This window comes from Enterovirga sp. GCM10030262 (assembly GCF_042666435.1).
Classification (GTDB): domain Bacteria; phylum Pseudomonadota; class Alphaproteobacteria; order Sphingomonadales; family Sphingomonadaceae; genus Allosphingosinicella.
Genome location: NZ_JBHTDC010000001.1, coordinates 1,805,064 through 1,822,745, shown reverse-complemented (window position 1 = coordinate 1,822,745; position 17,682 = coordinate 1,805,064). Strand labels below are relative to the sequence as shown.

Annotated in this window: 18 protein-coding genes; 8 read left to right on the top strand and 10 right to left on the bottom strand. The window is 65.9% G+C overall.

What is annotated here, in order from left to right; all coding sequences use genetic code 11:
* Nucleotides 1–207 precede the first annotated feature (207 nt).
* The 4 genes from ACFQRC_RS08795 to holA are packed head-to-tail and all read left to right on the top strand — an operon-like array spanning nt 208 to nt 4,703.
* Nucleotides 208–642: a DUF3576 domain-containing protein gene (locus ACFQRC_RS08795; RefSeq protein WP_379960158.1), complete on the top strand. Its 435-nt coding sequence runs from the start codon at nt 208–210 to the stop codon at nt 640–642.
* Between the two features lie 22 nt (nt 643–664).
* Nucleotides 665–3,199, top strand: a complete 2,535-nt coding sequence (gene leuS / locus ACFQRC_RS08790; protein ID WP_379960156.1) for a leucine--tRNA ligase — start codon at nt 665–667, stop codon at nt 3,197–3,199.
* Nucleotides 3,196–3,693 (top strand): LPS assembly lipoprotein LptE, encoded by a 498-nt coding sequence (lptE, locus tag ACFQRC_RS08785; protein ID WP_379960153.1) that lies wholly within the window; start codon nt 3,196–3,198, stop codon nt 3,691–3,693. Before leuS ends, lptE begins: the two co-directional genes overlap by 4 nt.
* On the top strand, nt 3,690–4,703 hold the full coding sequence (holA, locus tag ACFQRC_RS08780; protein ID WP_379960150.1) for a DNA polymerase III subunit delta: 1,014 nt from the start codon (nt 3,690–3,692) through the stop codon (nt 4,701–4,703). The genes lptE and holA overlap by 4 nt, the downstream gene beginning before the upstream one ends.
* A gap of 131 nt (nt 4,704–4,834) precedes the next feature.
* Here the strand turns inward: holA and ACFQRC_RS08775 are convergent, their stop codons facing one another.
* The 6 genes from ACFQRC_RS08775 to ACFQRC_RS08750 form a co-directional block, all read right to left on the bottom strand.
* Nucleotides 4,835–5,725, bottom strand: coding sequence for a ParB/RepB/Spo0J family partition protein (locus ACFQRC_RS08775; RefSeq protein ID WP_379960147.1), 891 nt, complete (start codon nt 5,723–5,725; stop codon nt 4,835–4,837).
* The gene (locus tag ACFQRC_RS08770) at nt 5,722–6,504 is read right to left on the bottom strand and encodes a ParA family protein (RefSeq protein WP_379960144.1); all 783 of its coding nucleotides are present in this window, start codon (nt 6,502–6,504) and stop codon (nt 5,722–5,724) included. Before ACFQRC_RS08770 ends, ACFQRC_RS08775 begins: the two co-directional genes overlap by 4 nt.
* Nucleotides 6,501–7,145 (bottom strand): 16S rRNA (guanine(527)-N(7))-methyltransferase RsmG, encoded by a 645-nt coding sequence (gene rsmG / locus ACFQRC_RS08765; protein WP_379960141.1) that lies wholly within the window; start codon nt 7,143–7,145, stop codon nt 6,501–6,503. Before rsmG ends, ACFQRC_RS08770 begins: the two co-directional genes overlap by 4 nt.
* Nucleotides 7,145–9,004 carry a tRNA uridine-5-carboxymethylaminomethyl(34) synthesis enzyme MnmG gene (gene mnmG, locus ACFQRC_RS08760; RefSeq protein WP_379960139.1) on the bottom strand — a complete coding sequence of 620 codons (1,860 nt, stop codon included), beginning with the start codon at nt 9,002–9,004 and terminating at the stop codon, nt 7,145–7,147. The genes rsmG and mnmG overlap by 1 nt, the downstream gene beginning before the upstream one ends.
* 69 nt (nt 9,005–9,073) lie before the next feature.
* Nucleotides 9,074–10,363: a tRNA uridine-5-carboxymethylaminomethyl(34) synthesis GTPase MnmE gene (gene mnmE / locus ACFQRC_RS08755; protein WP_379960136.1), complete on the bottom strand. Its 1,290-nt coding sequence runs from the start codon at nt 10,361–10,363 to the stop codon at nt 9,074–9,076.
* Nucleotides 10,360–10,590: a DUF6489 family protein gene (locus tag ACFQRC_RS08750; RefSeq protein WP_379960133.1), complete on the bottom strand. Its 231-nt coding sequence runs from the start codon at nt 10,588–10,590 to the stop codon at nt 10,360–10,362. The genes mnmE and ACFQRC_RS08750 overlap by 4 nt, the downstream gene beginning before the upstream one ends.
* Nucleotides 10,591–10,666: 76 nt before the next feature.
* On the opposite strand from ACFQRC_RS08750, the gene ACFQRC_RS08745 reads away from it, so the two are divergent.
* Nucleotides 10,667–11,359, top strand: a complete 693-nt coding sequence (locus ACFQRC_RS08745; RefSeq protein WP_379960130.1) for a dienelactone hydrolase family protein — start codon at nt 10,667–10,669, stop codon at nt 11,357–11,359.
* Nucleotides 11,356–12,336: a quinone oxidoreductase family protein gene (locus ACFQRC_RS08740; RefSeq protein WP_379960128.1), complete on the top strand. Its 981-nt coding sequence runs from the start codon at nt 11,356–11,358 to the stop codon at nt 12,334–12,336. The genes ACFQRC_RS08745 and ACFQRC_RS08740 overlap by 4 nt, the downstream gene beginning before the upstream one ends.
* A 22-nt stretch (nt 12,337–12,358) precedes the next feature.
* On the opposite strand, the gene ACFQRC_RS08735 is transcribed toward ACFQRC_RS08740, so the two are convergent.
* The 4 genes from ACFQRC_RS08735 to hemE all read right to left on the bottom strand — a co-directional run bounded on the left by ACFQRC_RS08735 (nt 12,359) and on the right by hemE (nt 15,967).
* Entirely contained in the window at nt 12,359–12,946 is a 588-nt protein-coding gene (locus ACFQRC_RS08735; protein WP_379960423.1) for a TerC family protein, read from the bottom strand.
* Between the two features lie 148 nt (nt 12,947–13,094).
* Nucleotides 13,095–14,351 carry a transcription termination factor Rho gene (gene rho, locus ACFQRC_RS08730; protein WP_379960125.1) on the bottom strand — a complete coding sequence of 419 codons (1,257 nt, stop codon included), beginning with the start codon at nt 14,349–14,351 and terminating at the stop codon, nt 13,095–13,097.
* A gap of 132 nt (nt 14,352–14,483) precedes the next feature.
* The gene (locus ACFQRC_RS08725; protein ID WP_379960122.1) at nt 14,484–14,945 is read right to left on the bottom strand and encodes a CopD family protein; all 462 of its coding nucleotides are present in this window, start codon (nt 14,943–14,945) and stop codon (nt 14,484–14,486) included.
* On the bottom strand, nt 14,942–15,967 hold the full coding sequence (gene hemE, locus ACFQRC_RS08720; RefSeq protein ID WP_379960120.1) for a uroporphyrinogen decarboxylase: 1,026 nt from the start codon (nt 15,965–15,967) through the stop codon (nt 14,942–14,944). Before hemE ends, ACFQRC_RS08725 begins: the two co-directional genes overlap by 4 nt.
* Nucleotides 15,968–16,276: 309 nt before the next feature.
* Here hemE and ACFQRC_RS08715 point away from each other — a divergent pair, with 309 nt between their 5' ends.
* Entirely contained in the window at nt 16,277–17,095 is an 819-nt protein-coding gene (locus ACFQRC_RS08715) for a pyruvate, water dikinase regulatory protein (protein WP_379960118.1), read from the top strand.
* Nucleotides 17,092–17,682 (top strand): Maf family protein, encoded by a 591-nt coding sequence (locus tag ACFQRC_RS08710; protein ID WP_379960116.1) that lies wholly within the window; start codon nt 17,092–17,094, stop codon nt 17,680–17,682. Before ACFQRC_RS08715 ends, ACFQRC_RS08710 begins: the two co-directional genes overlap by 4 nt.

Here is a 17,682-nt window from a genome sequence, read left to right as displayed (position 1 = left end):
GTAGTGGCAGTCCCGGCGGCAAGCCAGTAATGCACGCCGGCGGCGCACGAATCTTCTCCGGTTGTTGCAACTTGTCCACAACCGCCTTTACCGCCGATGAAGGAGCCAGCCCGCTTTACGCGCTCCGGCGGCAGAGACGGCTTGCCGCCCGCGCCTCGTTATCTATAACGGCGGTCGAACCGAATATCGTCTTTTAAGGAAATCTGGATGGCTCGCGCTGCTTCTCTCGGCTTGGCGATGATATGCGTCGCTATGCTCCCCGCCTGCGCGAGCAACCGCGAGGTTCCCCGGGCCGACCTCGCCGCCGCCCAGACGACCACGATCGGCGTCAATTCCTATCTGTGGCGCGCGGCGCTCGACACCCTGTCCTTCGCGCCGACCGCGCAGGTCGATTCGAACGGCGGCGTGATCGTCACCGACTGGTATACCGACCCCAGTTCGCCGAACGAGCGGGTGAAGGTGACCGCCACCATCCTCGACAGCGACCTGCGCGCCGACGCCCTGCGAGTCGCCGCGTCGCGCCAGGTCAACCAGAACGGCCAGTGGATCGACGCGCCGGTCAGCGCGGCCACCGTGCAGAAGTTGGAGGAAATCATCCTCACCAAGGCGCGCGATCTGCGCCGGAGCGCCGTTTCAGGCTAATTTCATAAGGTAAATCAAAGCGATGGCATCGCGCTTCAATCCGCTCAAGGCCGATGCGCACTGGCAGGCCGTGTGGGAGGAGCGGGGCTCCTTCCACGCCGACGACGAGTCGCCCCGGCCCAAGAGCTACGTCCTGGAAATGTTCCCCTATCCGTCGGGGCGCATCCACATGGGCCACGTCCGCAACTATACGATGGGCGATGTCCTCGCCCGCTACCGGCGGATGAAGGGCTTCGAGGTCCTCCACCCGATGGGATGGGACGCCTTCGGCATGCCCGCCGAGAATGCGGCGATGGAGAAGAAGGTCCATCCCGGCGAATGGACGCGGGCGAACATCGCGACGATGCGCGCGCAATTGAAGCGCCTCGGCTTCGCGCTCGACTGGTCCCGGGAGCTCGCCACCTGCGAGCCCGATTATTACGGCCATGAACAGGCCCTGTTCCTCGACCTGTTCGAGGCGAGTCTCGTCTATCGCAAGCAGAGCGAGGTCAATTGGGACCCAGTCGACATGACGGTGCTCGCCAACGAGCAGGTCATCGACGGCAAGGGCTGGCGCTCCGGCGCGCCCGTCGAGCGGCGCAAGCTGAACCAGTGGTTCCTCAAGATCACCGATTTCGCCGAAGAGCTGCTCGACGGCCTCGGCGACCTGGACCAATGGCCCGAAAAGGTCCGGCTGATGCAGGAGAATTGGATCGGCAAGAGCCGCGGCATGCGCTTTCGCTTCCAGCTCGAGCGGGCGGTCGGCGGCGCCGACGGGTTCGAGGTGTTCACGACCCGGCCGGACACGATTTTCGGCGCGAGCTTCGCCGCCGTGTCTCCCGACCATCCGATCGCGCTCGCGCTCGCGGAGAAGGATGCGGCGCTCGCCGCCTTCATTGCGGAGTGCAAGGCGGGCGGCACCACCGCGGCCGCGCTCGAAACGGCGGAGAAGAAGGGCTTCGATACCGGCGCCAGAGTTGTCCACCCGATGGATCCGGAATGGATGCTGCCCGTCTACGTCGCCAATTTCGTGCTGATGGATTACGGCACCGGCGCAATCTTCGGCGTTCCCGCCCACGACCAGCGCGACCTCGATTTCGCGCGCAAATATGATCTGCCTTTCCAGCGCGTCGTCACGCCAAGCCTCGACGAAGCCGCCGAGCCCATCGGCGATGAAGCTTATTCGGGGCCAGGCCGGCTGGTGAACAGCCGCGACCTCGACGGCATGGATTCCGGCGAAGCGGTGCGCGCGGTCATCGCCCTCGCGGAGAAGGAAGGCTGGGGCCAGGGCACGACCGTGTGGCGGTTGCGCGACTGGGGCGTTTCGCGCCAGCGTTACTGGGGCACGCCCATTCCGATCGTCCATTGCGACGCCTGCGGCCCCGTCGGCGTTCCCAAGGACCAGTTGCCGATCGTCCTGCCGGAGGATGTGAGCTTCGACCTGCCCGGCAACCCGCTCGACCGTCACCCGACATGGAGCAAGGCGGACTGCCCGAGCTGCGGCGGTGCCGCCCGCCGCGAAACCGACACGCTCGACACGTTCGTCGATTCCTCATGGTATTTCATCCGCTTCGCCAGCCACCCCGATGACAGGCCGTTCGACAAGGCGGTGGCGGAAAGCTGGCTGCCGGTCGGCCAATATATTGGCGGCGTCGAACATGCGATCCTGCACCTTCTCTATGCGCGCTTCTGGACGAGGGCGCTGCGGCATATCGGCCAGCTCGACGTGGAAGAACCGTTCAAGGGGCTGTTCACCCAAGGCATGGTGACGCACGAAACCTATCGCGCGCCCGACGGAAGCTGGCTGAACCCGGACGAGGTCGAGCAGCGGGGAGACGGGTGGGTCATCTCGGCGACCGGCGAGCGTGCCGAGCCCGGCCGCATCGAGAAGATGTCGAAGTCGAAGAAGAACACCGTCGATCCCGAGCCGATCGTCGATCAATATGGCGCGGACGCGGTGCGCTGGTTCATGCTCTCCGACAGCCCGCCCGAGCGCGACCTGCCCTGGAGCGAGGCCGGCATCGAGGGCGCGTGGCGGTTCGTGCAGCGGCTGTGGCGGCTGAGCGCCGGAGCCGGCGGAAGCACGACCTGGCTTGGCGACGGCGAGGATAAGGCGCTCGACCGCAAGCTCCACCAGACCATTGCCAGCGTCGCCGCCAACATCGAATCGCTCGCCTTCAACAAGGCCGTGGCCAACGTCTACGAACTTGCCAACGCGGTCGAGAAGGCGGCGCCGTCGGCCTCGCGGGCCAAGGCGGTGGAGACGATGCTGCTGCTCGTCGCGCCAATGGTGCCCCATCTCGCCGAGGAAGCCTGGGCGTCGCTCGCCCGGCAGGGACTGATCGCCGACCAGCCATGGCCGGACGTGGACCCGACCCTGCTGGTCGAGGACGAAGTGACCATCGCCGTCCAGGTCAACGGCAAGCTCCGCGACACCATCACCGCGCCGAAGGGCGCGGCCAAGGAAGTGATCGAGGAAATGGCCCTGTCCTCCGACAAGATCGTCCGCATCCTGGAAGGCCGGCCGCCCCGCAAGGTGATCGTGGTCCCGGACCGGCTGGTCAACCTCGTCGCATGATGCGCGCCATCGCCCTGCCGCTGTTTCTGCTGCTGGGCGCCTGTACGCTGCGGCCGCTCTATAGTGGCGGCGGCGACGGTCTCGTCGCGCAGTCGTTGCAATCGGTGGCCGTGGCCCCTATCGAGGGACGGGCGGGCTGGCTGGTACGAACCGCGCTCGAGGACCGTCTGTCGTCCAACGGCGGGGCCGGGGCGCGTTTCCGGCTCCAGATCGAACTGGACGACGATATCACCGGCTTCGGCATCCGCGCCGACAATTCGGTCACGCGCGAGCGGAGGACCCTGCGCGCCCGCTACCAGCTGGTCGACGCCGCGCTCGGCACCGTCCTGCTCGACGCCACGGCGGGATCGGACGCGGGCATCGATGTCGTCAGCTCCGAATATGCGACCGTCGCCGCCGAGCAGACCGCCCTGGAGCGCCTCTCGCAGGATATAGCGGACCAGATCGTCTCGCGCGTCGCCTTGTACATGGCGCGCACCGGCGAAGCGCGTTGAAGGCCAGCAAGGCGCAGATCGAGCGGGCGTTGAAGGCGCCGGACCCGGCGACCCGCTTTCTCCTCCTCTATGGGCCGGACGAGTCCGGTTCGCGCGCGCTGGCCGGGCTGCTCGCCCCCGGCGCCGAGCGGATCGAATTGAGCGGCGCGGAGCTGAAGGCGGACCCGGCGCGGCTCGCCGACGAAGCGGCCTCCATCTCGCTGTTCGGCGACACCCGCGCCATTCTCGTCACGGCCAGTGGCGACGAAGTGCTGCCGGCGGTCGAGGCCTTGCTGGAGGCGCCGGCCGCCGGCAACCCGGTCGCGATCCTCGCCGGTGCGCTCAAGCCCACGGCGAAGCTGTTGAAGCTCGCGCTGGCGAGCCCCGCCGCGCTCGCCTTCGCCTCCTACATCCCGGACGCGCGCGAGTTGCCCCAATTGGTCGCCGAACTGGCTCGGGAGGAGGGGCTCTCGCTGGATTCGCGGCTCGCGCGCCGGATCGCCGAATCGGCCGGCGGCAATCGCGCGATCATCGCGCGGGAGCTGCGAAAATATGCTCTTTATATCGATGCCGCGCCCGACCGGCCGGGCCGGATCGACGAGGATGTCGTCGACGCGGTCGGCGCCGCCAATGAGGAGGGCGATCTGAGCCGCCTGGTCGAGAGCGTCGGCGGCGGCGACGCGACGATGCTCCAGGCTGAATTGCTGCGCCTCAGGAGCGTCGGCATCGAGGGTATTCCCCTGATCCGCGCGATGCTCCGCCGGATGATCCTGCTCGCCCGGCTGCGGGCGGAGGTCGAGGGCGGAAGGAGCGTTTCCGCCGTCATGGTGGCACAGGGCAAGTCCATATTCTGGAAGGAAAAAGACGCGGTGGCGCAGCAAGTGTCGCGCTGGCGCTCCGATCTCATCGCCAAGGGCATGGCGCGCCTGCTCGACGCGGAACGGCAGGTGAAAGCCCCGGGCGGCCTCGGCGCGCCTGCCGTCGACGAAGAGCTTTTCGCCATCTGCCGCCAAGCGGCGCGGCTGCGATAGAACCGGACCCGCCGGCTGAAAACACGTCATTCCAGCGAAAGCTGGAATCTCATTTCCTTCAACCTCAGCGAGGAAAGAAGGGAGATTCCAGCTTTCGCTGGAATGACGATCCTGTTCGACGGGCGCCGGGCCTAAATCTTCTCTCCGCTCAGGCGCTGGCAGATCATATCGAGCTGGTCGAGCGACGAGTAGCCGAGGGCCACGGTGCCGCCATCGGGACGGTGGCTGATCTTGACCCGGAGGCCGAGCATGTCGCCCAATTGCCGTTCCAGGGCCTCGATGTCGGCATGAGCGCCCTTATATTCCATCCGTCCTGGACCCGGCTTGCGGGGCTTGCCGGCGCGGACGAGCTTTTCGGTCTCGCGAACGGAGAGGTCGCGGTTGATGACCTCGAGCGCGAGCGCCTCGGGATCGTCCGCCGAGATCAGCGCGCGGGCGTGGCCCATGTCGAGCTCGCCCGACGCGACATAGCCGCGCACCCTTTCCGGTAAGTCGAGTAGTCTCAATAGGTTAGCCACGTGACTACGAGATTTGTGGACCAATCGGCCAAGCGCTTCCTGGGTGTGGCCGAATTCGTCGATCAGGCGCTTATAGGCCTCGGCCTCCTCGATCGCGTTGAGATCCTGGCGCTGGATATTCTCGACGATCGAGACTTCCAGCGTTTCGAGGTCGTCGAAATCGCGGACGATGACCGGCACCTCGTGCAGCCTGGCCTTCTGCGCCGCGCGCCAGCGACGCTCGCCGGCCACGATCTGATAGCCGCCTTCATGCGGGCGGACGACGATCGGCTGGATGAGGCCCCGCGAGCGAATCGATTCGCCAAGCTCGGCCAGCGCTTCCTCGTCGAAATGCCGTCGCGGCTGCTGGGGATGGGGAGCGATGCTGGCGACGGGCAGCATCTGGATGCCGCCGCGCGGAGCCTCGCCGGCCACAGACGCCTCCTGCGCCACCTCGCCGAGCAGCGAGGAAAGCCCGCGGCCGAGGCCAGAGGGGCGCTTGCGAAGCGGGGTTTCGTCGCTCATGCCGCGGCCGCCGGTTTGGGTAGCCGCCCGATCAACTCGCGGGCGAGCGCCATATAAGCCTCCGAACCGGGACACCGATGATCGTAGATGAGGGCGGGCAGGCCGTGGCTCGGCGCTTCCGACAGCCGGACGTTGCGCGGAATCACCGTCTCGAACACCACCTTGCCGAGGACGGCGCGGACATCGTCCGCGACCTGGCTCGAAAGATTGTTGCGGCGATCGTACATGGTGAGCGCGACGCCCAAGATGGACAGGCCGCGGTTGAAGCCGGAGCGGACCCGCTCGACCGTCTTGAGAAGCTGGCTGAGACCCTCCAGCGCGAAGAATTCGGCCTGAAGTGGCACCAATATGGACTGCGACGCGACCAGCGCGTTGATGGTCAACAGGCCGAGCGACGGGGGGCAATCGATGAGGCAGATGTCCCAGCGGCCGGGCGCGGCGCCGTCCAGCGCCTCGTCGAGCCGGTGCGTCCGCTGCTCATAGTCGATCAGCTCGATCTCCGCGCCCGACAGGTCGACCGTTGCGGGAACGAGGTCGAGGCGCGGCACCCGAGTCGCGACGACCGCTTCGGGCAGGGTACAGTCGCCGCGCAACAATTCGTAGCTCGAACGCTCGCGATGGGCCTGATCGACTCCCAGGCCGGTCGAGGCATTGCCCTGCGGATCGAGATCGATCAGCAGCACCTTCCAGCCGGTGGCGGCGAGCGCGGTAGCGAGATTGATCGCGGTGGTCGTCTTGCCGACGCCGCCTTTCTGGTTGGCCACTGCAATCCGGATCATCGCGCGCGCTTTCCCTTGCTCCTGTGGTGAACCTGCTCGGCGACGATGATCTGCGCGTCAGCGTCGGTGATACTGGGCTCCAGCCGGAACACACCCTGCCATGAAGATTCGGCCGCTGCCAGTTCCGACTTGGCATTTCGGCCCTTGGGCAGAATCCACCGCGTCGCCGGCGCGGCGAACCGTTCGCCGAGCGCGAGCAATTTCTCCAGCGGCGCGAAGGCCCGGGCGCTGATGACGTCGAACGGCTCGGCTTCGAACCGCTCGACGCGGGAGGCGACGATTCGCACCCGGTCGCCGATTCCCGACACTTCCGCCGCCCGCTTCAGAAACTCCGCACGCCTGGCGCGTTCCTCGACCAAGACCACGCTGCCGGGACGCAGCAGTCCGACGATCAGACCGGGAAAGCCGGCGCCTGTCCCGAGATCGAGCCACGTCGCCGCAGCGGCCGGTGCGAATCGAAGAAGCTGAGCCGAATCAACGATGTGGCGGGACCACACTTGATCCAGGCTGGCGCGCGACACAAGATTCTGGCGCTCATTTTCCTCCCGCAAGAGGTTAACAAAGTCTTGCAGACGCTCGAGTGTTTCACGTGAAACAGCGAGTTGGTCGATCAGCCACTGGCGCGCCGCGCTTTCGTCCATCAGGCCGCCCGGCGGCGGGCGTGAACCAGAATCGCGGCCAGCGCGGCCGGGGTGATCCCGCGAATCCTGCTGGCGCCCCCCAGTGTCGAAGGCCGGGTGGCCGTCAGGCGCTCCACCATCTCATTGGAGAGTCCGGGAACGGCCTCATAGGAAAAGCCATCCGGAATCCGGATCGATTCGTCCGCCTTGAGCCTTGCGATCTCGCTTTGCTGGCGGGCCACATAGGGGGCGTAACGGTGATCCTGGATCGCTTCTTCCAATATAAGCGGATCGCTATCTGCCAGGACAGGCAAGACGCGGACGAGCCCGTCGCGGTCGAGCTCAGGAAATCGTAGCCAGTCCGCCATGCTTCGCGCCGCCCCGTCGTCGCGAACCGCGATCCCCGCGCCGACCAGATCCACGGCTGCCCGCCGCGATTCGAGATAGCCTTCCACCCGCGCGCGTTCGGCCCTCGACTCGTCGAACCGGCGGCGGCGATCCGCCGAAATGCAACCTGCCTCGATAGCCCCGGGAGTCAGGCGCGCGTCGGCATTGTCGGCCCGAAGGCGCAGCCGATATTCCGCGCGGGCCGTGAGCATCCGGTACGGCTCGGTGATTCCCTGGAGGACGAGGTCATCGATCATGACGCCGATATAGGAATCGCTGCGGTCAAAGAGGATCGGCGCCTTGCCGGCAACGGCCGAGGCTGCGTTGAGGCCCGCTACCAGGCCTTGCGCCGCGGCTTCCTCATAACCGGTCGTGCCATTGATCTGGCCGGCGAGATAGAGGCCATCGACGTTCCGCACCGCGAGGGTGGGCCCCAGAGTGCGCGGATCGACATGGTCATATTCGACGGCATAGCCGGGCTGTACGATCTCGGCGCGCTCCAGGCCGGCCATCGACCGCACCATCTCCAACTGCACGTCGGCGGGCAGCGAGGTGGAAATGCCGTTCGGATAGATGACGTTATCGTCGAGGCCTTCGGGTTCCAGAAAGACCTGATGGCCGTCACGGTCGGCGAAGCGGTGGACCTTGTCCTCGATCGACGGACAATAACGAGGCCCCACGCCGCTGATCTCGCCGCTGAAGAGCGGCGAATGATCGAGCGAAGCCCGGATGATGTCGTGGGTGCGCTGATTCGTGCGTGTGATCGCGCAGAAGAGCTGAGGCGCCACGCGCCCTTCGCTCATCGAGGACATCGTCCAGCGCCCCTCATCCGACGGCTGGCGCTCCAGCGCGCCCCAATCGATGGTCCGGCCGTCGAGGCGCGGAGGAGTGCCTGTCTTCAGGCGGGCAAGGGGAAGGTCGAGCGCCCTGAGCTGCTGCGCCAAGGTCACGGCGGCGCGCTCGCCGACCCGGCCGCCCGCGCAATGGCTCATGCCGAAATGAAGCTTGCCGTTGAGGAAGGTGCCGGTGGCCAGGATGACGGCGGCGGCGCGAAGCTCTCGCCCGTTACCAAGCGTCAGCCCGGTAATGCGGGGTGTCCGCCCCCCCTCCATGCGCAGCGAGACCGCTTCGCCCTCGACGATGCTTAGCCCGGCTTGGTCACGGAGCAGTTGATGGATGGCGGCCTTGTAGCGACGTCGATCCGCTTGGACGCGCGGCCCGCGCACGGCCGCGCCCTTGCTGGCGTTGAGCATACGATAATGGATGGCGGCATGGTCGGCGGCGCGAGCGATCAGGCCGTCAAAGGCATCGACCTCGCGCACGAGATGCCCCTTGCCGAGGCCCCCGATCGCGGGATTGCACGACATGGCGCCAATCGAGTCACGGGTGAAGCTGACCAGCGCCACCGACGCACCCATGCGGGCCGCAGCGGCCGCGGCCTCGGTCCCGGCATGGCCGCCGCCCACCACGATGATGTCGAACTGATTGGGCATCGAGACGCCCTTAAACGAATTCATCGCGGCAACGAAGGCCGGAATTCGCAACGTTCCACGTGAAACACTTCATTTACCAATGCAGAAGCTTCCGAACACCGCATCCAGCATCTCTTCGACCCCGGCGCGTCCGGTGATGCGATCGAGCGCAAGGCGAGCCTGGCGCAGCGCCTCGGCCGCGACGAGCGGATCATAGGCCGCCATGGCTTCCACCAGAGAAGCGCGGACCTCGATCAGCAAGGATCGATGACGCGCATTGATCGCGACCTCCCCCTGTTGGGGAAGAAGGGAGCTGGCCCGTGTCGTAAGGAGGTCGATGAGGGTGTCGATTCCCTGTCCCGTCCTCGCCGAAACACTGCAATCGGCCTCGGTCGTCGGAGGCGCGAGATCCGCCTTGGAGTGAATCAGGATCGCCCGCTCCCGGTGCGGGCATTCGGCCGGGTCGCCGAGCCAGAGGATGATGTCGGCGTCAGCGAGGCTGGCGCGAGCGCGATCTATTCCGATCGATTCGATCCTGTCCCCGCTGTCGCGCAGCCCGGCTGTGTCGACGAGCAGGAAGGGCGCTCCGCCGATCGCCGTCGGCGCCTCCACCAGATCGCGAGTCGTGCCGGCGATCTCCGAGATGATCGCGGCATCGCGCCCAGCTAACACGTTGAGTAGGCTCGACTTTCCGGCATTGGGCGGACCGGCGATCACGACCCGGACGCCGTCGCGCAACCGCTCGATCGGCGGACGGTCCAGGATTTCAGCCAAAGCGCGGGCAAGCTGACCGAGCCCCTCCCTCCAGGCGTCGGGGAGTTCGTCCTCGACATCGCCTTCGTCGGCGAAATCCAGCGCCGCTTCGAGCCGCGCGCTGAGATTGAGCAAATGGCGCTGCCAATCCTCCACCATCCGGCTGAGCGCGCCGCCGGCCAGCGCGAGGGCCGCGCGGCGCTGCGACTGGGTCTCGGCCATGAGGAGATCGGCCAGCCCTTCCGCTTCCGACAGGTCGATGCGGCCATTCTCGAAGGCGCGGCGGGTGAACTCGCCCGGTTCGGCGGGCCTCAGGCCGTCTATCCGGCCAAGCGCCGCGAGCACGGCCGCGACGACCGAGCGTCCGCCATGAAGATGGAGTTCCGCCAGATCCTCGCCGGTCGCGCTGTCGGGGCCGGGGAAGCGGAGGACTAGTCCCTTGTCGAGCAGCTCGCTACCGCGCTCGCGCAGGGTAGCCAGCGTCGCATGGCGCGGCGCGGGCAACCGCCCGGCCAGCGCCTCCACCGCCGCGTCGGCACCGGGGCCGCTGATGCGGATGATGGCGATCGCCGCCGGCGGATTGCCTGAGGAAAGCGCAAAAATGGTGGGACGATCGCCCGGGCTCACTTCTTCCCGCTCATCTGGTCGAACATCTGCTTCCAAAGGCCGAGCCCCGCTTCGCTCATCGGCCCCCAGGCCTTCATCATGTCTCCGGCCATGTCGGGTGTGATGCCGTCCGCCACCGCCTTCTGCATCTTCTCGATATAAGCGGCATGGATCGGGCCGAGGTCCGGAAGCCCGAGGAACCGGCGGGCCTCCTCGGGCGTGCAATCGACATCGACGGTGACTTTCATGGGGCTCGACTCCTCCGGCTTGTCCGCTGGCCGCGCCTTATGTGTATAGTCGCCGCCACGACGCAAGGAGGACAGGATGATCGAGATACCCACGCTGGACGGCGAAGGCAGCTTCCAGGCCTATGAGGCGCGGCCGGGCGGCGAGCCCAAGGCCGCGATCATCGTCATCCAGGAAATTTTCGGCGTGAATGAAGGCATACGCCGCAAATGCGACCATTGGGCCAGCCTGGGTTATCTGGCGCTGGCACCAGACCTGTTCTGGCGACTCGAGCCGGGCATAGAACTGGACTCGGACGTCGAGGGCGAGTTCAAGCAGGCGCTCGACCTGATGGGCCGGTTCGACCAGGACCAGGGCATAAGGGACATCGAGGCGACCATCCGCGCGGCGCGCAAGTCCCTGGGAGACAACGGGAAAGTAGGCTGCGTCGGCTATTGCCTCGGCGGCCGTCTCGCCTTCATGACGTCATCGCGCACCGACATCGACGCCAGCGTCGGCTATTATGCGGTCGGCGTCGACAATCTGCTGCGCGAGAAGCACGCCATCTCCCGCCCGCTGCTGCTCCACATCGCCGGCGACGACGGCTTCGTCGACAAGGCGACGCAGGGGAAGATGCACGAGGGACTGGACGGCCATCCTAAAGTGACCCTGCACGATTATCCCGGCGAGGATCACGGCTTCGCGGCGGAGATGGGGAAGCGGCGCAGCGTGGAGGCCGCGAAACGCGCGGACGAGCGCACCGAGGAATTTCTCGCGCGACACCTAGCATGAGCGAATCATACCGGCTTCTCTTCCGGACGACCGGCGGTCCGGAAGTCGTGGAAAGCGAACCGCTCGGCTCCCTGTCCCCCGGCCCCGGCGAGCTGCTGGTGCGGCATGAGGCGGTGGGATTGAACTTCATCGACACCTACCATCGTTCCGGCCATTATCCGGTCCCGCTTCCCTCCGGCCTGGGCGCTGAGGCGGCGGGCCAGGTCGAGGCCGTGGGCGAGGGCGTCGCGGACTTCCACGAGGGCGACCGGATCGGCTATTTCTCCGGCCCGCTCGGCGCTTATGCGACGCATCGCGTGATCGATGCCTTCCGCGCGGTGAAGCTGCCCGAGACAGTCGACGCCGAGACGGCGGCGGCGGTCTTGCTCAAGGGCTGCACCGCCGAATATCTGATCGAACGCTGCGCCCGCGTGCAAGCGGGCGACACGATCCTCGTCCATGCGGCGGCGGGCGGGGTGGGCTCGATCCTTGTGCCCTGGCTGAAGGCAATCGGCGCGACGGTGATCGCCCATGCCGGCAGCGCCGAGAAAGCCGCGATGGCCAAGGCGCTCGGCGCCGACCACGCCTTGAGCTGCCCGATGGACGAACTCGCCGAAGCGGTGCGGGAACGGACGCAGGGCAGGGGCGTGCGGGCGGCGCTGGACGGCGTCGGCGCGGCGAGCTGGGAGGCTTCGCTGGCCTCGCTGGCGAGGCGCGGCCTGCTGGTTACCTATGGCAACGCCTCCGGCCCCGTGCCGCCGATCCGGACGCTGGACCTCACCAGCGCCGGCTCGGTCTTCGTCACCCGCCCAACGCTCGCCGATTACGCCGCCACCCCGGAGGAAAGGCAGGCGTCGGCCGCGCGGCTGTTCGCCATGATCGCGAGCGGCAAGGTATCGGTGCGGATCGGCGCGCGCTATAAGTTGCGAGACGCCGCCGACGCGCATCGCGCGCTCGAATCACGAACCACGACGGGGTCGACCCTCCTGATTCCGTGACCGGGCGGCCGATGCGCGAGCATCACGCAAAGAGCGTCGTGATCCCCACGGTCGGGTCGACGAAGCCGTCATAGATCATCTTCCCGGCGACGTAGACGATGACGGCGAGGCCGATCCAGGCGATCCAGCGGTAGCGCTCGATATATTTGGCCAGGATGTTGGCGGCGACGCCCATCAGCGCGACCGAGAGGATCAGGCCGATGACGAGGATGCCGGGATGGTCGCGCGCGGCGCCGGCGACGGCGAGGACGTTGTCGAGGCTCATCGACACGTCGGCGACCGCGACCGCCCAGGCGGCGGCGGCGAAGCTCTTGGCGGGCTTCAGGCCCGAATGCTCGTCGCCCTCGACCTCGGCCGAGCCCGGCGATTCGCCGCCGTGGCGAAGGTCGCGCCACATCTTCCACGACACCCAGAGCAGCAGCAGGCCGCCGGCGAAAACCAGGCCGACGATGCCGAGCAGCCACGTCACCATCAACGCGAAGATGATGCGCAGGACGAGAGCGGCGATAATGCCGATCAGGATGACCTTGCGGCGCTGGTCGGCGGGGAGGCCGGCGGCGAGCGCGCCGACGACGATCGCATTGTCGCCGGCGAGCATGATGTCGATCATCAGCACCTGCCCGAACGCGGCGAGCGCGGCCGGCTCGGTGATGTTTGCGAAATCATGGACGATCGCGTCCCAGATGGCCGCGGGTCCGCCGAGCGAGACGGAGAAGTTCAGGAGAAAATCGAGCATCTGGTCCTAACCTCCGGCGCGCTTACTGGTTCATCGAGGCGAAGAAATCCTCGTTGGACTTGGCATCCTTCATCTTGTCGAGGAGGAACTGCATCGCGTCGACGGTGCCCATCTGCATCAGGATACGGCGCAGCACCCACATCTTGGAAAGCGTGGCCTGATCGACCAGCAGCTCTTCCTTGCGGGTGCCGGACTTGCCGACGTCGAGCGCCGGGAAGATGCGCTTGTCGCTGACCTTGCGGTCGAGCACGATCTCCGAATTGCCGGTGCCCTTGAACTCCTCGAAGATGACCTCGTCCATCTTGGAGCCGGTGTCGATCAGCGCGGTGGCGATGATCGACAGCGAGCCGCCTTCCTCGATGTTGCGGGCGGCGCCGAAGAAGCGCTTGGGCCGCTGCAACGCGTTGGCGTCGACGCCGCCCGTCAGCACCTTGCCCGAAGAGGGGACGACGGTGTTGTACGCGCGGCCGAGACGGGTGATCGAATCAAGCAGGATGACGACATCCTTCTTGTGCTCGACCAGGCGCTTGGCCTTCTCGATCACCATCTCGGCGACTTGGACGTGGCGCTGGGCGGGCTCGTCGAAGGTCGAGGAGATGACCTCCCCCTGGACCGAGCGCTGCATGTCGGTGACTTCCTCGGGCCGCTCGTCGATGAGCAGCACGATCAGGAACACTTCGGGATGATTGTCGGTGATCGCCTTGGCGATATTCTGGAGAAGCATCGTCTTGCCGACCCGCGGCGGCGCGACGATCAGGGCGCGCTGTCCCTTGCCCTGCGGCGAGACGATGTCGATGACCCTGGCCGATTTGTCTTTCTGGGTCGGATCGGCGCTGTCGAGGGTGAGCTTCTCGTCCGGATAAAGCGGCGTCAAATTGTCGAAATTGACGCGGTGCCGGACCGCTTCGGGATCGTCGTAATTTACCTGAGTAAGCCGGACGAGGGCGAAATAGCGCTCGCCGTCCTTGGGGCCGCGTATCTCGCCCTCGACGGTGTCACCGGTGCGCAGGCCGAATTTGCGGACCTGGTTGGGCGAGACGTAGATGTCGTCGGGGCCGGCGAGATAATTGGCCTCGGGGCTCCTCAAGAACCCGAAGCCGTCGGGCAGCACTTCGATCGTGCCCATCCCCATGATCTCCTCGCCATTCTCGGCCTGGACCTTGAGAATGGAGAACATCAGCTCCTGCTTGCGGAGCGTCGAAGCGCCCTCGATGCCGAGTTCCTCGGCCATGGCCACCAGATCGGCCGGGGTCTTTAGCTTCAGGTCTTTGAGATGCATGGATTCTTCTCGGATGATAGATGGAGGTCGTCCAAAGCGCGAGGAACGGCTTTCGGTGGGGAATGTCTGCGCGAATGGCAGGCTAACGACTTGGGGCGGGGTTAGGCTCCACCCTAATTCAAGTCAAGACGATCAGAAGGGGCGGACGATCACCAGAATGACGATGATCGCGGTGGCGATGCCGGGCACTTCGTTCATGACGCGCAGCGCCTTGCCGCTCGCCGGACGCTCGCCTTTGGCTAGCTTCCTGCCATAGCCGACCATATAGCCGTGATAGCCCGACAGCAGGACGACCATGGCGAATTTGGCGTGGAACCAGCCCTCCTGCCAGGCGCCGGTGATATAGGCGAGGGCAAGGCCCAGGATCCAGACCAGCGCCATCGCCGGATTGATGATGATCGTCCGCAATTTCTTCTCGCGCTCGATCCAGCGCTGCTCCTCGACCGACCCGGGCGTCGCTTCCTGATGATAGACGTAGAAGCGCGGCAGCATGAACAGCCCCGCGATCCAGAAGATCACGAAGATGATGTGGGCGGCCTTGATCCAGACGTACGTCAAGGTGAGCGCGGTTCCGAAATCGGGGACATCGGTCACCGGCGCACCAGTTCGAGCAGGCGTTCGACGTGCGCGATCGGCGTATCCGGCAAGATTCCGTGCCCCAGGTTGAAGATGTGCGGACGGTCTTCGAACGCCGATATGATGCGAGCCACCGCCATTTCAAGCGCTTCGCCGCCGGCGATGAGGGCGAGGGGATCGAGATTGCCCTGCACCGGAAGCGACGGCGGCAATATCGCGGCCGCCCATTCCGGATCGACCGTCTCGTCGAGGCCGATCGCGTCGATTCCGGTTTCGCGGGCATAAGCGGCGAGCTTGCCGCCGGCGCCCTTGGGGAAGCCGATCACCGGCACGTCGGGGTGACGCGCCTTGAACGCGGACACGATGCCGGCGGTGGGCCGGATCACCCATTTTTCGAACTGCGCCGGCGAAAGGCTCCCGGCCCAGCTGTCGAACAATTGCACCGCCTCGACGCCGGCGCGCACCTGCCCAGACAGATAGTCGACCGTCATGGCGGCGATCGCCTCGATGATAAGCGAGAAGGCCTGGGGATCGCGATAGGCGTAGCGCCGCGCTTCGGCCTGCTCGCGGCTTCCCTGCCCCGCGACCATATAGGTCGCCACCGTCCAAGGGCTGCCCGCGAAGCCCAGGAAAGTGGTTTCCGGGGGGAGGGCCGCCTTCACCTTATCCACCGTGCTGTAAACGGCCTCCAGGCGCCCCGGAACGGGCTCCAGCGCATCGAGGGCGCCATCAACGAGAGGCGGCGAAAGCCGCGGTCCCTCGCCGGCCTCGAACCGCAGGTCCTGGCCCAGCGCATGGGGCACGATGAGGATGTCGGAGAATAGGATCGCCCCGTCGAAGCCGAACCGGCGGATTGGCTGGAGGGTCACTTCGGCGGCGGCGTCCGGATCGTAAACCAGGTCGAGAAATCCGCCCTTGTCGGCCCGAAGCGCTCTATATTCCGGTAGATAGCGCCCCGCCTGGCGCATCAGCCAGATCGGCGATACTCCCGGATTTCCGCCATTCAGCGTGGTCAGCAAGGGCTTGGCGGGTGCGGGCATGAAAGGGCGCTGGGCTCCCCTCTCTTATCTATAGAGTCTTTTAATAAGAGAGTCTGATGAAGGTTGTAGGGCGAGGCAGAGCGGGGTTTATTGGGTTCACGGAAATTTGCAAACAGCTTGACTCGGGCGGCCTCGCGGACCGCTGCGGATTCGCGCATTCTATCCCCGCAATCCACAGCAAGGACAGGGAACCTTTTCACTCTTTGTCAATCTGTGGATCGATTTCGAACAATGGGGAGGAAAGCTTTTCTTGTAAGCATCCCAAGGCTTCCGCTAGCCCTTTCCCCAACTTTTTCCACAGGCCGGATCGTGAACGAACTCCATCTTCATCTGCTGTCCGATTCCACCGGCGAGACGCTCGAAGTGGTCGCCAAGGCGTGCCTGGCGCAGTTCGACGGGGTGGAAATTCTCCGGCATTTCTGGCCGATGGTGCGCTCGGAGGGCCATCTCGACAGGGTGCTCGACGATATCGAGCGGCGGCCGGGCCTGGTCCTCTATACGCTGGTGAACAGCAATATCCGCCGCGAGCTCGAACAGAAATGCCGGAGGCGCGGCATCCACGCCGTGTCGGCGCTGGATCCGGTGGTCGACGCGCTGTCGGCGGTGCTGGGCCAGCAGGCCAAGGCGAGGCCGGGTCGACAGCATGCGCTCGACGCCGCTTATTTCGCGCGGGTCGACGCCATCCAGTTCACCATCGCCCATGACGACGGCATCGGGTCGGACAATTGGGAGGAGGCGGATATCGTCCTCGCCGGCGTGTCGCGCACTTCGAAGACTCCGACCGCCATCTATCTCGCCAATCGTGGCTACAAGGTCGCCAACATCCCGCTGGTGCCGGAAGCGCCCCCGCCGGCAATCCTGTTCGGGCTGAAGCATCCGATGGTGGTCGGCCTCACCACAGGTTCTGACCGTCTGATCCAGATCCGGCGCAATCGCCTGCTTTCGCTCAACCAATCGCCCGAAACCGACTATGTCAACCTGGAAGCGGTCAATGCGGAGCTCGCCTTCGCCCGCCGCCTCTTCGCCGACAATGGCTGGCCGGTGATCGACGTCACCCGCCGGTCGATAGAGGAAACCGCTTTCGCCATCGTCAAATTGTGCAACGAACGAGTGGACGCCCACGCATGAAACTGATCCTCGCCTCCCTGAGCACGACTCGCCGTGACATGCTCGAAGCCGCGGGGATCAGGTTCGAAGCCCATTCGGCCCTGCTCAACGAGGAAAAGGCCAAGGCGGAGCTGAGGGGCGACGGCCTCGCCGCTCACGCCGTCGCCAAGAGCCTGGCCGAGCTGAAGGCGCTCAGCATCGAGGCGAAAGGCGCGCTGGTCATCGGCTCCGACCAGACCCTCGAATTCGGCGATTTCGGCATGCTCGACAAGCCGACGAGCAAGGCCGAGGCGCGCAAGCAGCTGAAGATGCTGAAAGGCAAGAGCCACTTCCTTCATTCGGCGGTCGTGGCGGTCGAGAATGGCAAGGTCGTGTGGAAGCATGTCGACACCGCCCGCCTGACGATGCGGGACCTCAGCGACGATTTCCTGACCGATTATCTCGAGCGGGAATATGAGGCTGTCCGCCACAGCGTCGGCTGCTACCATATCGAGGGTCGCGGCGTTCAATTGTTCGAATGGATGGAAGGCAATTATTTCACCATTCTCGGCCTGCCGCTGCTGCCCTTGCTCGCTTATCTGCGGGAACGAGGCATCCTGAAGAGCTGA